We start from the raw sequence: 12,952 nt of genomic DNA, 5'->3' as shown, positions 1-12,952 counted from the left end.
TCAAGCTGCTGTAGTGATTGGTGGTTCGTAGAAGGTGCCGTCTCGGAGCATGGCGAAGAGCACGTCGATGCGTCGTAGGGCGAGTGCGATGAGGGCCGCGACGTGGTGTTTCCCTTCGCGGCGCTTCCTGTCGTAGTAGGCGCGTGATTCCGGTTGCGGGAGCGAGGCGAAAGCGGCGAGGCAGTAGCCGCGTGTGAGCTGTTTGTTGCCGCGCTGAGAGGGCTGCTCGCCGCGAATGGATGATCCGGAGCGGCGAGTGACCGGCGCGAGGCCGGCGTCGGCGGCCAGATGCCCGGCTGTGGGGAAGGCAGTGCCGTCGCCGACGTCGATGAGGATGCGGGCTGCGGTCCTGACCCCGATGCCGGGCATGGAGGTCAGGACCTGGGAAAGAGGGTGGGCCTCCAGCAGTTCCTCGATCCGCGCGGCGAGGAGCCTGCGCTGATCGAGGGCGGAAGCCAGGGAGGCGGCGAGGCTGGGGATGATCAGGGCCGCGGCATCCGTGCCGGGAACGACAACGGTCTGCTCGTCGAGTGCGGCGAAGATGTCGTCGACCAGGCGCTCAACCATCCGCGGTGCCTTGGGCCGCAGCAGCGTGACCAGTCGTCGCCGCCCCGCCTTCCTGATCTGGGCCGGGGAACCGAACCGTTCGAGCAGTGTGAGCACGGAGGGGTGGTCCAGGCGGGGGCCGAGGACCTTCTCCAGTGAGGTGTGGATCTGCGTCAGTACGCCCCGCAGGCGGTTCTTGGTCCTCGTCAACTCGGTGCCGAGGCCGTCGTCGAACCCGACGATCATCTCCATTTCGGCGACGGTCTCGTCGGCGAGCTCGATGGCCCGCAGCGTGTGCGGCATGGTCCGAGCGGCGTCCGCGATGACCTGGGCATCGCGAGCGTCGGTCTTGGCCTCGCCCGGGTAGAGGTCGGCGATCCGGCGCATCTGGACCATTCCCGCCGAGGGGTACCGGATCGGGTGATTTCGGCTCGCCCGGGCGTCCCGCCTGTCGCCGGAGACACGCCCGCCGAGAAGGCGTCGGCCGGCGCGAGCAGGCCCTGCACGCAGTCGGAGGTGGCGTCGACGACCGGAGCCCGCCGACGCCGACTGCGGCGGTCGGTGGCCGGGATCCGCTGCTTCGGCGGCGGCAGGCAGCGGCGCCCGCCCGTCCCGTCACGCCCGGTACAGCGCGTCCACCTCGGCCCCGTACGCCGTCTCGATCGCCTTGCGCTTGAGCTTGAGCGACGGTGTCAGCAGCCCGTGCTCCTCGCTGAACTGGTTGGCCAGTATCCGGAACGTACGGATCGACTCGGCCTGCGAGACCAGAGTGTTGGCGGCGACCACCGCGCGCCGGATCTCGGTCTCCAGGTCCGGGTCGCGCACCAGGTCGCCCGGCGGCATCTCCGGCTTGCCGCGCATGGTGAGCCAGTGGGCGACCGCCTCCGGGTCCAGCGTCACCAGGGCGGCGATGAACGGCCGGTCGTTGCCGACCACGATGCACTGCGCGACCAGCGGATGCGCCCGCACCCGCTCCTCCAGGGGCACCGGCGAGACCGTCTTGCCGCCGGAGGTGACCAGGATTTCCTTCTTGCGGCCGGTGATCGTCAGATAGCCGTCCTCGTCCACGGCGCCCAGGTCACCGGTGGCGAACCAGCCGTCGTGCAGCACCGCATCGGTTGCCTTGGGGTCGTTGTGGTACCCCTGGAAGATCTGGCCGCCGTACAGCCAGATCTCGCCGTCCTCCGCGATGTGCACGGTTGTGCCGGGCACGGGCGTGCCGACGGTGCCGAAGCGGGTCCGCTCGGGCGGGTTCGCGGTGGAGGCGGCGGTGCTCTCCGTCAGGCCGTAGCCCTCGTAGATGATCACTCCCGCGCCGGCGAAGAACAGCCCGAGCCGGCGCTCCATCGCCGAGCCGCCCGACATCGCGTGCCGCACCCGGCCGCCCATGGCGTCCCGGACCTTGCTGTAGACGAGCTTGTCGAAGATCTGGTGCTGCATCCGCAGCGCGGCGCTGGGCCCGGAGCCGGTGCCGAACGCCTTGTTCTCCTGCGCCTCGGCATAGCGGACCGCGATCTCGACGGCCTTGTCGAACGCTCCGACCTTGCCGTCCGCCTCGGCCTTGCGCCGGGCCGCGGCGAAGACCTTCTCGAAGATGTACGGCACCGCGAGGATGAACGTCGGCCGGAAGGTCTGCAGGTCGGGCAGGAGCGCGCGGGCCGCTAGCTCGGGCTGGTGGGCCAGCTTGACCCGGCCGCGGACGGCCGCGACCTGCACCATCCGCCCGAAGACATGGGCGAGGGGGAGGAAGAGCAGCGTGGCCGCCTCTTCGCCCGCCTTGGATTTGAAGACCCGCTCATAGCGCAGCACGATGTTGTCGGACTCGGCCATGAAGTTGGCGTGCGTGATCACACAGCCCTTGGGGCGGCCCGTCGTGCCCGAGGTGTAGATGATCGTCGCGGTGGCGTCCGGCGTGACGGCCATCCGGTGGCGGTGCACGACATCGTCCTCGATATGCGCACCGGCCGCGGTCAGCTCGGCCACCGGGTTGGCGTCCAGCTGCCACAACTTGCGCAGATGCGGCAGCCGGTCGATGACCGAACCGATGGTCATCGCATGGTCCTCGTGCTCGACCAGGCAGGCCGTGACGTCGGCGTTGTACAGCATCCAGAAGACCTGCTCGGCCGACGATGTCGGATACAGCGGTACGGACTGGGCGCCGACGGACCACAGCGCAAAGTCGAACAGGGTCCACTCATAGCGCGTACGCGACATGATGCCGACCCGGTCGCCGAAACGGACGCCCTGTGCCAGCAGGCCCTTGGCGAGCGCCATGACCTCGTCCCGGAACTGACCTGCGCTGACGTTCTGCCAGTGTCCTTCGTGGTCCTTGCGTGTCAGCGCCACGCGTCCGGGATCAGCAGCGGCATTGTCGTAGACGGAATCCGCCAGCCCGCCAACCTGCGGTGCGGTTGCCAAAGGGGGGACGGTGAACTCGCGCAATGACCCAGCCCTTCGTGGTGCTCCTCACAGGGCCGAGACCGTACCCCAAGGCGACGATGTCCGGGAGAGCCGTACCACGGCCCGGACGGGCGTGCACGGGAAATAGCCAAGGTCAGAATTCGGGTTACTTCGGGTAAGCGCGGACATGATCCGGCCGATTCGTCTCCGGACTATCACCATGCCGGGACTGTTTCTGCACCAAATCTCTGCATGCGGCGTCCGTGTCCCCTGTGCCTATGGCATGTGCAGCCGGTCGCCGCCGGCCAGGATCGCGTCGGCCAACGCCTCGGCCGGGCCCTGCGCCGCGCGTGAGCGCTCCCCGTGGAGCAGGACGAAGTCCACCCCGCCCAGCTCCGGCAGTCCGGCGCGGGACGGAATCCGGATTAGGCCTGGCGGGATCATGCCCATGGTGTGGGCCATAACGCCCAGTCCGGCCCGAGTTGCGGCGATAAGACCGTTCAGGCTTCCGCTGGTGCAGGCGATACGCCACTCGCGGCCCTGGCGCTCCAGCGCCTCCAGCGCGCGGGCGCGGGTCACCGCGGGCGGCGGATAGACGACCAGCGGAACCGGCTGCTGGGGATCGAGCCGCAGCCGCTCGGTGCCCACCCACACCAGCCGGTCGCGCCAGACCAGCCGCCCGCGTGACTCCTTGGGGCCCCGCTTGGCCAGGACGAGATCGAGTCGGCCTGCCGCCAGCCGCTCGTGCAGCGTCTCCGACAGCTCGACCGTCAGCTCCAGATCGACCTCGGGATGCTCCCGCCGGAACCCTTCGAGCACCTCCGGCATCCTGGTCAGCACAAAGTCCTCCGAGGCGCCGAACCGCAGCCGGCCGCGCAGCCGCGTCCCCGCGAAGAAGCTCGCGGCCCGCTCGTTCGCCTCCAAAATCGTGCGCGCGAACCCGAGCATCGCCTCGCCGTCCTCGGTCAGCTCCACGGCGTGCGTGTCCCGGACGAACAGCCGCCGGCCGGCGGCCTCCTCCAGCTTCCGTACGTGCTGGCTCACCGTCGACTGCCGCAGCCCGAGGCGGTGCGCGGCCTGGGTGAAGCTCAGCGTCTGCGCCACGGTGAGAAAGGTGCGCAGCTGTGCGGGATCGAACATGGCCTTCATAGTGCGTCGGCTCCCGTCGCTCGGTCGGATGCGTCCGTCGTGATTCGTCCGTCGTGATCCGTCCACCGGGATCGGTCCCTCGGGATCGGTCCATCATGATTCATGATGGCAGTCACCACGGTAAGAGGGGTTCCCGATTGCCGCCCGGAACGGCACGCTGGGGAGGGCACCGCCCATGCCACCGCCCGAGCCTTCCCACGCGCCGCATACGCACCGCCCCCACGCACCGCAGAACGACCCGAAGAGAGACCATGCGCCGCCCTTTGTCCGCCCTGCCCTCCTGGCTGCCCGTGGACGGCTACATCCTGGCTCTGGTGGGGACCGTCGGCCTGGCGGCACTGCTGCCCGCGAGCGGCCCGGCCGCCGGCGTCGCGGACGGCGCCTCCACCGGAGCCATCGCGCTGCTCTTCTTCCTCTACGGCGTTCGGCTCTCCACCCGGGAGGCGATGGCCGGGCTGCGCCACTGGCGGCTCCATCTCACCGTGCTGGTGTGCACCTTCGCGATCTTCCCGCTGCTCGGCCTGGCCGCCCGCGCGCTGGTCCCCTTCGTCCTGCCGCCGACCCTCTACACCGGGCTGCTGTTCCTGTGCCTGGTGCCCTCCACGGTCCAGTCCTCCATCGCCTTCACCTCCCTTGCCCGCGGCAATGTGGCGGCGGCGATCTGCGCCGGATCCTTCTCCAGCATCGTCGGCATCGTCGTCACCCCGCTGCTGGCCGGACTCATCCTGCCCGGCGGCGACGGCGACGGCGGCGGCGGCTTCTCGGCCGACTCGCTGCTCTCCATCGTCTGCCAGCTGCTGCTCCCGTTCGCCGTCGGGCAGTTGCTGCGCCGATGGGTCGGCCCGATCCTCACCCGGCACCAGAAGGTTCTCCGCTCTGTGGACCGCGGCTCGATACTGCTCGTCGTCTACACCGCCTTCAGTGCCGGCATGGTCCAGGGCATCTGGCACCAGGTCTCGCCGCTGCGCCTGCTGTGCCTGCTGGGCGTGGAGGCCGTACTGCTGGCGCTGATGCTGACCGGCACCTCGTACGGCGCCAAGAAACTCGGCTTCCCCCGAGAGGACCGGATCGCGATCACCTTCGCCGGGTCGAAGAAGAGCCTGGCGGCCGGTCTGCCGATGGCCAGTGTGCTGTTCGGCGCGCAGGCCGGGCTGGCGGTGCTGCCCCTGATGCTGTTCCACCAGATGCAGTTGATGGTGTGCGCGGTACTGGCGAAGCGGTATGCAGCGCGGGCGGCCACGGACGAGTCGGCGCCTCGCGAGGCCGCTCCCCGCGCCGAGGGGGCCCTCGCCGAGCGTGCCGACGCCGTGGTGAGCGGTGCGCCGCGCTAGGGGGTGTCCGGCGGCCCTGCCCTCGCCTCAGGAAGCGTCGTACCAGGGCTTGCCCGCCGCCCAGTGCCGTACCCAGCCCGCGAAGCCCGGCTCCCCGGTGGTGTGGCCGAACGGCGCACCGAAGGGGATGGCCCCCTCGCCGGATATCTGCCAGATGTGGCCGCGGTGTTCGCCGCTGACGATCAGATGCCAGTACATGCCGCAGCCGTCCGTCCCGAGCACCACCGAACCGTGGTCGAAGACGGTGGCCACCAGCGGATCGATCTCTTCGGCAGGCCGTGGGTCGTCCTCCCACACCCAGGCCCCGGTCAGCGGGAACGGCGCGGCGAGGGAGCGGTCGCCCGGCTCGCCGCGCCAGCAGTCGGGGAGGGCGGCCAGAGGCACCAGGCCGTAGTCCGGCGGGCCGTCCCGGCAGCCGTCGGCGATCTCCGCGACGAAGGTGCGGTACGGCTCGGGGAGCGTGAGGCGGTGCTCGGTCTCGAAGGCGCGCACCCCCGCCGGGCCCAGCGGGGGCGAACCCCTGCCGGGCGCGAAGGCGGCACGCAGCGCCTCGAGGGAATCGATGGGGAACCGACCGGGCTGATCGGGCTGATTGGGCTGACCGGGCCGATTGGGCTGGTCGGGCTGGTCGGGCTGTGCGAGTGCCATGACTCAGTGGTAGCACCGCCCACTGACAACGGGCTCGGGCCGGCGGGCTCAGTCCCGCCCGCCGCCGCGCACCTGATCGAGCGCCAGCCGCAGCACCAGCGGCCCCGTGGCGGACGCGTCGGAGGTGCGTACGCCGGACAGCTCCGCATCGGTCAGCGCCCGCCGGTAGACGCGTACCTCGTCCAGCGCCCCGGTGAACTGGGCGCGGCTGTCGAGCTTTTGGCCGAGGTGGACGCCGAAGACCGAGCCGCGGCTGACCGATCCCGGGACGTCCGGGACGCCCGTGGTCTCGGTGAGATCCACGGTGAGCAGCAGCCGTCCGCCGCTGCGGCGCAGTGCGAGATGGTGCCAGCGGCCGTCGTTGTACGCGCCCTGGGACGCGACCTGCGCGGTGGCGGCAGGCCGGGCACCGTCGACGGCGGTCAGATGGGCGGTGATCCGGTCGTGCGCGGGGTCGGCGCTCACCGCGACCTGGGGTGATCTGCTGCCCACACCTCCCATCCAGAGCATCGGCTGTTCACCGGTGGTGGCGTCGTAGCGGAAGAAGAGGCTGCAGGTGAAGTCGTGGGTGCCGAGGGGGAGCGAGTCCCGGTAGGGGAGGCGTACGGCGTCGTCCCGGCCGTCGAAGGCCAGCGCGTCGCCGAAGACGCCGTCGGTGTTCCGGGCGCCGCCCAGGACGAGCGCCGGGCGGGCGCCGCGGGCGTCGTCGCGGGTCGTGGGGTCGGGGGCGCGGCGCGGGCCGAGCCAGTCCTCGGTGAAGCGGACGAAGCGGATCTCGTCGCGGGCGTCCACCTTGCCGCCCTCGTAGAGCAGGCCGGTGACGTCGCGGGAGACGGCGACCATGTCGGAGTAGCCGGACCAGTCGGTGGTGACCCGTGCGCCCCGGTCGACGCCTTCCCAGGTGCGGCCCTCGTCCCAGGAGGAACGGATGGTCATCGTCCGGCGCCGGTCGGGGTCGGCGGGCGCGGCGAAGAGGGTACGGGTGCGACCGCTGCCGGCGGCGCGGGACCGGGGCAGACGCAGCGCCGAGGCCTGCACCATGGGGGAGTAGAAGTCGGGGATCGCGCGGAACGGGGCGGCGAAGGAGTCGCCGCCATCGCGGCTGACGGCGGCATCGCGGTGGCCCAGGTCCGTACCGTCCTGTTCGCGGCCGTTCACGTAGATCGAGCCGTCGGTGCGCTCCAGCAGCGTCACCTCGGAGGGCTTCTGACGGAACGTTCCGTCGGTGGCGATCGGCCAGGTGTCCAGCGCACCGGCCTTCCAGGTGCGGCCGCCGTCGTCGCTGTGCACCAGGGCCGCGTGGTTGGCAGTGACCCTGCCCTGTGCGTAGCTCTCCGCGTTGACGCCGAAGACCAGTCGGCCCGCGTGCCGGCCCCGGGTGAGCTGAAGGCCGTGGACGGGCCCGGTGGCGTACCAGGAGTTCCACTGGGGCGGGCGGATGGTGGGGGTCAGGTCGCGGGGTGCGGACCACGTGGCGCCGTCGTCGTCGCTGTACTGGAGGTGCGGCATGCGGTCGCAGGGCACATCGCAGCTGAGGCCGTCGGTGCGGCCCTTGTTGTAGGTCTCGGCGATCAGGATGCGGCCGGTGCGGCGGTCCACGATCGGCGCCGGATTGCCGTGGGTGTCGCCGTCGCCGTGGTTGATGATCTGCAGCGGGCCCCAGGTGCGGCCGCCGTCGGTGGAGCGCTTGACGACGAGGTCGATGTCGCCCGAGTCGCCGCAGTCGTGCACCCGGCCCTCCGCGAAGGCGAGGAGGGTACCGCTGGTGGACCGCACGATGGCCGGTATCCGGAAGCAGGAATAGCCCTGTTCCTGGGCGGCCTTGAAGAGAACCTGCTGGTCGAAGCCGTCCGCGGGGGCGGAGGCCGAGGCGGCCGCTCCCGGCGCCGGGAGCGGCGCGGCCTGTGCGGGAGTGACCGGGAGGAGGGCGAGGACTGCGGCGGTCAGCGCGGCGAGACCGGCCGCGGCGCGGCGCCGCCGTGGTCTGCTGCGGGGAACGGGGTGTGCGCGGAGAACTGACGTCATGGTCCGGCCTGCCCTTTCGAGGGTTCGGCGACGGGTCATCAGGACATCCAACGTCCTATGTGCATCCGCGACGGAAGCTACTGCCGCGTGCGGACCGCGACAAGGAGCCTGCGTCAGTTCGCCGCGCGGGGCCCGGATTTCACTCGCCCGGCCCGCAGGCAATGCGCCGAGTGCGCCGAGTGCGCCGAGTGCGTCGCGTGCGCAGGGCGTGCGGGAAGGGCCGGGCGGGCCGCGCGGTGCGTCTGTGCCGCCTCCCCGTCACTCCTCATGGCCGCAGCACCACCTTGCCCAGATTGGCCCGCGCCTCGATGATCGCGTGCGCCTTTGCGGCGTCGGCCAGCGGCAGTTCGGCATGGACGGCGGCGTGCAGCCGCCCGGATCCGGCCAGCTCCCACAGCTGCGCGTGGTGCCGCTCGTACCGCTCCCGGTGGACGGTGGCGAAGCGCCGCATCGTCAGCCCGGTGACGGTCTTCGAGCCCGCCAGCAGCTCATACGCAGGGACCGTGCCGCCACCGGAGTTGAAGAAGATCAGCCGGCCGCCCTCGGCGAGCGCCGCCAGGGCCCGCGGCAGCAGCTCGCCGCCCACGCCGTCCAGCACGATGTCGACCGGCTCGCCCCAGGAGTCCTGGTCGTACGTCACGACCTCGTCGGCCCCGAGCCCGTACAGGAACTCCGCCTTGGCCGCGGAGCTGACGGCGGCCACCACCCGCGGCACCCCCTGGAGCTTGGCCAGTTGGACGGCGAGATGCCCGGTGGCGCTGGCCGCCCCGGTGATCAGCACGGATTCGGTGCCGGACGGGGCGGCGGTGCTGAGCGCGGCCAGCGCGACCTGCCCACCGCGTACCAGGGCGACCGCCTGCACGGCACTCGCCCCGTCGGGGATCCGCCTGGCCAGGGTGGCGGGGGCGAGGGCGAGTTCGGTGTACGAGCCCTTGAAGGTCAGCGAGGTGACGCGGTCGCCCACCGTGAAATCGGTGACGTCCGGGCCGAGGGCGACGATCTCCCCGGCGATCTCGCCGCCGGGCATGCTCGGCAGGGGATCGCCACCGCCCTTGCCGTCCCCGCGTACCCGGCGCACGCACGGCAGCGTGACGCCGATCGCCTCGGTCCGCACCAGCAGCTCGCCGGGGCCGGGCACCGGGGGCTCGGCCTCCTCGACGCGCAGGACGTCGGGGCCGCCGTAGGAATGGAATCGGACTCGGCGCATGGGCCGGCACCTCCGGGGCTGTCGATCGGCGCACGGGTGTCCCGCACACCGCCGGAATTCATTGGGTGTCCCAACGATAGCCCACAAACCATTGGGTGAGCCAATGGTTTCTGGAATGGGCTTTTCGTTGGTGGACCCCACGGATGTCCCGATACGGTGGCCCCATGTCCGACCACCACCCCTACGCCCCCTCCCGCATCCGCGCGCTCCCCAGCTGGCTGCTGGGCCGCGCCGCCGCCCGCGGCCACCGCCTGGTCGCCGACGCCCTCGCCGCCGAGGGCATGCGGATGATGCACCACGCCGTACTGTCCGCGGTCGCCGAGCTCGGCCCCGTGTCGCAGGCCGAACTCGGCCGGACACTGGGCATCGACCCCAAGGACATGGTCGCGATCGTCAACGACCTGCAGAAGGACGGGCTGGTCACCCGCACCCCCGACCCCAAGGACCGGCGCAAGAACGCCATCGAGATCTCCGCCGACGGCGCGCGCCGGCTGCGCCGTACCCAAAAGCTCGGCGACGCGGCCAACGCGGAGCTGACCGCGGCCCTGACCCCGGCCGAGCGTGAGCAGCTGATCGCCCTGCTGACCCGGATCGCGCTGCCGGAGTAGCGGAACCGCGGGCGCGGCCTCAGCCCGTGGCGGCCGCTGCGCGCAGGGCGAGGCGGTGCTCGCCCGCGTACACGTTCATGGAGTTGCCGCGCAGGAACCCGACGAGGGTCAGCCCGGTCTCGGCGGCCAGATCGACGGCCAGCGAGGACGGCGCGGAGACCGCCGCGAGCACCGGGATGCCCGCCATCACCGCCTTCTGGGCCAGCTCGAAGGACGCCCGCCCGGAGACCATCAGCACATAGGAAGACAGCGGCAACAGCCCTAGCTGCACCGCGCGACCGACGATTTTGTCGACCGCGTTATGACGTCCTACGTCCTCCCTGATGTCGAGCAGTTCCCCGTCCGTGCTGAACAGCGCGGCCGCATGCAGACCCCCGGTGCGGTCGAAGACGCGCTGCGCGGCCCGGAGCCGGTCGGGGAGGGCGGTCAGCGTCGCCGGTTCGATACGGACCGGGGTGTCGGGGGAGGTGTCCAGCGCCCAGCGGGCCTGGGTGCGCACCGCGTCCAGGCTGGCCTTGCCGCACAGCCCGCACGAGGACGTCGTATAGACATTGCGCTCCAGGGTGATCTCGGGGACGGGGACGCCGGCAGCCAGCCGCACATCCACCACGTTGTACGTATTCGAGCCGTCCTCTGTGGCCCCCGCGCAGTACACGATGTTCGCCAGGTCATCGGCGCTCGCCAGCACGCCCTCGCTGACGAGGAACCCCGCGGCCAGCGCGAAGTCGTCACCAGGGGTCCGCATGGTGATCGCCAGCGGCTTGCCGCCCAGGCGTATCTCCAGCGGCTCCTCGGCGACGAGGGTGTCCGGGCGGGTGCTCACCGCACCGTCGCGGATCCGGATGACGCGGCGTCGTTCGGTAACCCGTCCCATGTCCGATCAGTCCCGTCCTCACCGGTGGTGCTCGGCCCCGGTTCTGTATGTGCTGGTGGCCGAAGCGGCCCTTGATGCAGAGGTTGCCGTGGGTCACCGGGCTGTCGTGCGGCGAGGTGACCTTGGCGATCTCATTCTCCTGCACATGCCGGGTGAGGTTGCAGCCGACGCCGCAGTACGCGCACACGGTGGTCGTCGGCGCCTGCGCGGTGCAACGTCCGACGTTTGCTCATCTTCGCCATCGAGCATCGACAAAATATTGTCTACAGTATTCGCCCAGCCGCGACAAGGGCCATGGCAAGGGTTGCGGCCAGGGCTGCGGGGGAGGGGGCGGCTATCGTCCCGTCAGCTCACTCCCGCCGAACGCCCCCGAACCATCGGCCGCTGCCCACGCCGCGTCCAGCCCCGCCTGGTCCAACGTCCGCCAGTCCGGGGTCTGTTGGACGAGCATCCGGCCCAGCCGCCGCCTCAGCTCGACCAGCGTCCGGCCGGCCGGCCGCTCCGCGCTCCGCGCCGTACGCCTCGAGTGCATCCGGCCGCCCGGACGTGGCCCGCAGTACGGCCTCAAAGGCGGCCGCGTCCTGCAGTGCCTTGACCGCGCCGGCACCCGTATGCGGACGGGCGACGGTCGCCGCATCGCCCACCAGCACCAGCCGCCCGGCGGTGTAGCGCGGCGCCGTGAAGTCGTACATCGGCTGGATGAACAGCTGCTGAGGAGTCGTCAGCCGTAGCAGCCCGCCCCAGTAGGGCGGCAGTACGCGGCCCCGTCGCGTACGTACCGGCGCCGGGTGGTCAGCTGCGCCCACGGCATCGCCGCGTCCAGACAGCCCGCGGCCGCCGGCTCGGCGGAGCGGGCATTGTGGACGGCGAGGCCGACGCCGCGGTCGGCGAGGTGGCCTGCGGTGCGTTCATGGATGGTGATCCGGCTCGCCACCGGGCAGCGCGAGCGCCGTGGCGCAGCCGGCGATGGTGCCGCCGACGACGGCGATCTCGGCGCCGTCCATCCGGATGCCGCCCGCGCCCCGCGAACCGCCCCCGCTGCCCCGCATGCGGCCACGTCCCCTGTCCCTCGTCCCGTCGGCGGCCGATGGTCGGTCGGCCGGTCCAACAGGCTTTCTCCCCACAGCAGTTGGCGGCCGACGCGATCGGGCCGGTGATGCACGTCACCGGGCCGTCCTGTGTGGTACGGGGCACATTCGGTAGACTGTAGACGATAACCAATCGCCGGAGGGGGACTCGATGCTGTCCACAGGGCTACCGCAGGGAGCCGTGCCCAAGCTCGAACGGCCCGGTCCCCTGCGCGAGCGCGTCTATGAAGCACTGCTCGAACTGATCACCACCCGCGCGCTGCGCCCGGGCCAGCATCTGGTCGAGAGCGAGCTCGCCGGTCATCTCGGGGTCTCCCGGCAGCCCGTCCGCGAGGCGCTGCAGCGGCTCAACACCGACGGCTGGGTCGATCTGCGCCCTGCGCAGGGCGCCTTTGTGCACGAGCCGACCGAGGAGGAGGCGGACCAGCTACTGACGGTCCGTACGCTCCTGGAGGCCGAGGCCGCCCGGCTCGCGGCGGCGAACGCCGGGTTGGCGGGTATCGCGGAGCTGGAGCAGCTGTGCGCCCAGGGCGAGCGCGCGGTGGCGGACGACGATGTGGACGAAGCGGTGGCGACCAATGCCGCATTCCACGCGAAGGTGATGGAGCTGGCCGGCAATGCGGTGCTCGCGGAGCTTGCCGCGCAGGTCGGACGGCGGGTGCGCTGGTACTACACGCCGGTGGCCCGGCAGCGCGGCAAGCAGTCGTGGATCGAGCACCGCCAGCTGATCGCCGCGATCGCCGACCGGGACGAGTCGCGCGCCACCGAGGTGATGCGGGCGCACACCGAGCACACACGCCGTACGTACCATGAGCGGGAGCGTTCCTGAGGCGCGCCGGCGCAGGCGCAGCGGCCCCGGCGCACGCCCTCCGTTCCGATCCGCGAGACCGGCCCGGCCCCGTACGCCCACCCCGGTAATGTGCACCTGATCACGTACGCAGCACCGGGGCGACCACGCACCGGATCACCGCACCACGGGATCACCGCACCACACCACCACCGCACCGATCACGAATGGCGAGACGTACATGAGCGAGGGGACAGCACCGACCGCGGCCGAGGCGGCCGCGGTCGCC

12 protein-coding genes and 3 pseudogenes are annotated in these 12,952 nt (G+C 71.4%); 3 read left to right on the top strand and 12 right to left on the bottom strand.

Annotated elements, in window-relative coordinates:
* From AB0D04_RS26695 to AB0D04_RS26685, 3 genes and pseudogenes are all read right to left on the bottom strand, one after another.
* Window positions 1-939: pseudogene (locus tag AB0D04_RS26695) on the bottom strand (IS110 family transposase); the annotation flags it as partial.
* 222 nt (window positions 940-1,161) lie between these two features.
* Complete coding sequence (locus AB0D04_RS26690) at window positions 1,162-2,988, bottom strand: AMP-binding protein (RefSeq protein ID WP_362708029.1); 1,827 nt, start codon at window positions 2,986-2,988, stop codon at window positions 1,162-1,164.
* Window positions 2,989-3,222: 234 nt separating this feature from the next.
* Window positions 3,223-4,086: a LysR substrate-binding domain-containing protein gene (locus AB0D04_RS26685; protein WP_362708026.1), complete on the bottom strand. Its 864-nt coding sequence runs from the start codon at window positions 4,084-4,086 to the stop codon at window positions 3,223-3,225.
* A 260-nt stretch (window positions 4,087-4,346) separates the two neighbouring features.
* Between AB0D04_RS26685 and AB0D04_RS26680 the strand changes: the two genes are divergently transcribed.
* Window positions 4,347-5,426 carry a bile acid:sodium symporter family protein gene (locus AB0D04_RS26680; RefSeq protein WP_362708024.1) on the top strand — a complete coding sequence of 360 codons (1,080 nt, stop codon included), beginning with the start codon at window positions 4,347-4,349 and terminating at the stop codon, window positions 5,424-5,426.
* Between the two features lie 27 nt (window positions 5,427-5,453).
* On the opposite strand, the gene AB0D04_RS26675 is transcribed toward AB0D04_RS26680, so the two are convergent.
* From AB0D04_RS26675 to AB0D04_RS26665, 3 genes are all read right to left on the bottom strand, one after another.
* Complete coding sequence (locus tag AB0D04_RS26675) at window positions 5,454-6,074, bottom strand: SMI1/KNR4 family protein (RefSeq protein ID WP_362708021.1); 621 nt, start codon at window positions 6,072-6,074, stop codon at window positions 5,454-5,456.
* A gap of 48 nt (window positions 6,075-6,122) precedes the next feature.
* Complete coding sequence (locus tag AB0D04_RS26670; protein WP_362708019.1) at window positions 6,123-8,099, bottom strand: sialidase family protein; 1,977 nt, start codon at window positions 8,097-8,099, stop codon at window positions 6,123-6,125.
* 265 nt (window positions 8,100-8,364) lie between these two features.
* The gene (locus AB0D04_RS26665; RefSeq protein WP_362708017.1) at window positions 8,365-9,306 is read right to left on the bottom strand and encodes a zinc-binding dehydrogenase; all 942 of its coding nucleotides are present in this window, start codon (window positions 9,304-9,306) and stop codon (window positions 8,365-8,367) included.
* Between the two features lie 164 nt (window positions 9,307-9,470).
* Between AB0D04_RS26665 and AB0D04_RS26660 the strand changes: the two genes are divergently transcribed.
* On the top strand, window positions 9,471-9,914 hold the full coding sequence (locus AB0D04_RS26660) for a MarR family winged helix-turn-helix transcriptional regulator (RefSeq protein WP_362708015.1): 444 nt from the start codon (window positions 9,471-9,473) through the stop codon (window positions 9,912-9,914).
* 19 nt (window positions 9,915-9,933) lie between these two features.
* Here AB0D04_RS26660 and fdhD read toward each other — a convergent pair whose 3' ends face one another.
* The 6 genes and pseudogenes from fdhD to AB0D04_RS26630 all read right to left on the bottom strand — a co-directional run bounded on the left by fdhD (window position 9,934) and on the right by AB0D04_RS26630 (window position 11,837).
* Window positions 9,934-10,788 (bottom strand): formate dehydrogenase accessory sulfurtransferase FdhD, encoded by an 855-nt coding sequence (gene fdhD / locus AB0D04_RS26655; protein WP_362708013.1) that lies wholly within the window; start codon window positions 10,786-10,788, stop codon window positions 9,934-9,936.
* A 37-nt stretch (window positions 10,789-10,825) separates the two neighbouring features.
* Window positions 10,826-10,999 (bottom strand): annotated as a pseudogene (locus AB0D04_RS26650) (Fe-S-binding domain-containing protein); the annotation flags it as partial.
* Window positions 11,000-11,122: 123 nt separating this feature from the next.
* Window positions 11,123-11,320 (bottom strand): hypothetical protein, encoded by a 198-nt coding sequence (locus tag AB0D04_RS26645; RefSeq protein ID WP_362708118.1) that lies wholly within the window; start codon window positions 11,318-11,320, stop codon window positions 11,123-11,125.
* A gap of 22 nt (window positions 11,321-11,342) precedes the next feature.
* Window positions 11,343-11,480: pseudogene (locus AB0D04_RS26640) on the bottom strand (FAD-dependent monooxygenase); the annotation flags it as partial.
* A 29-nt stretch (window positions 11,481-11,509) separates the two neighbouring features.
* Window positions 11,510-11,722, bottom strand: coding sequence for a hypothetical protein (locus AB0D04_RS26635; RefSeq protein ID WP_362708011.1), 213 nt, complete (start codon window positions 11,720-11,722; stop codon window positions 11,510-11,512).
* Window positions 11,697-11,837 carry a hypothetical protein gene (locus tag AB0D04_RS26630; protein ID WP_362708008.1) on the bottom strand — a complete coding sequence of 47 codons (141 nt, stop codon included), beginning with the start codon at window positions 11,835-11,837 and terminating at the stop codon, window positions 11,697-11,699. The genes AB0D04_RS26635 and AB0D04_RS26630 overlap by 26 nt, the downstream gene beginning before the upstream one ends.
* A 190-nt stretch (window positions 11,838-12,027) precedes the next feature.
* Between AB0D04_RS26630 and AB0D04_RS26625 the strand changes: the two genes are divergently transcribed.
* The gene (locus AB0D04_RS26625) at window positions 12,028-12,705 is read left to right on the top strand and encodes a GntR family transcriptional regulator (protein ID WP_362708006.1); all 678 of its coding nucleotides are present in this window, start codon (window positions 12,028-12,030) and stop codon (window positions 12,703-12,705) included.
* Window positions 12,706-12,952: the final 247 nt, after the last annotated feature.

Source organism: Streptomyces sp. NPDC048483, from assembly GCF_040651455.1.
Taxonomy (GTDB): Bacteria; Actinomycetota; Actinomycetes; order Streptomycetales; family Streptomycetaceae; genus Streptomyces.
The sequence above is the reverse complement of the archived record's forward strand: the minus strand, read 5'-3'. Positions and strand labels throughout refer to the sequence as shown.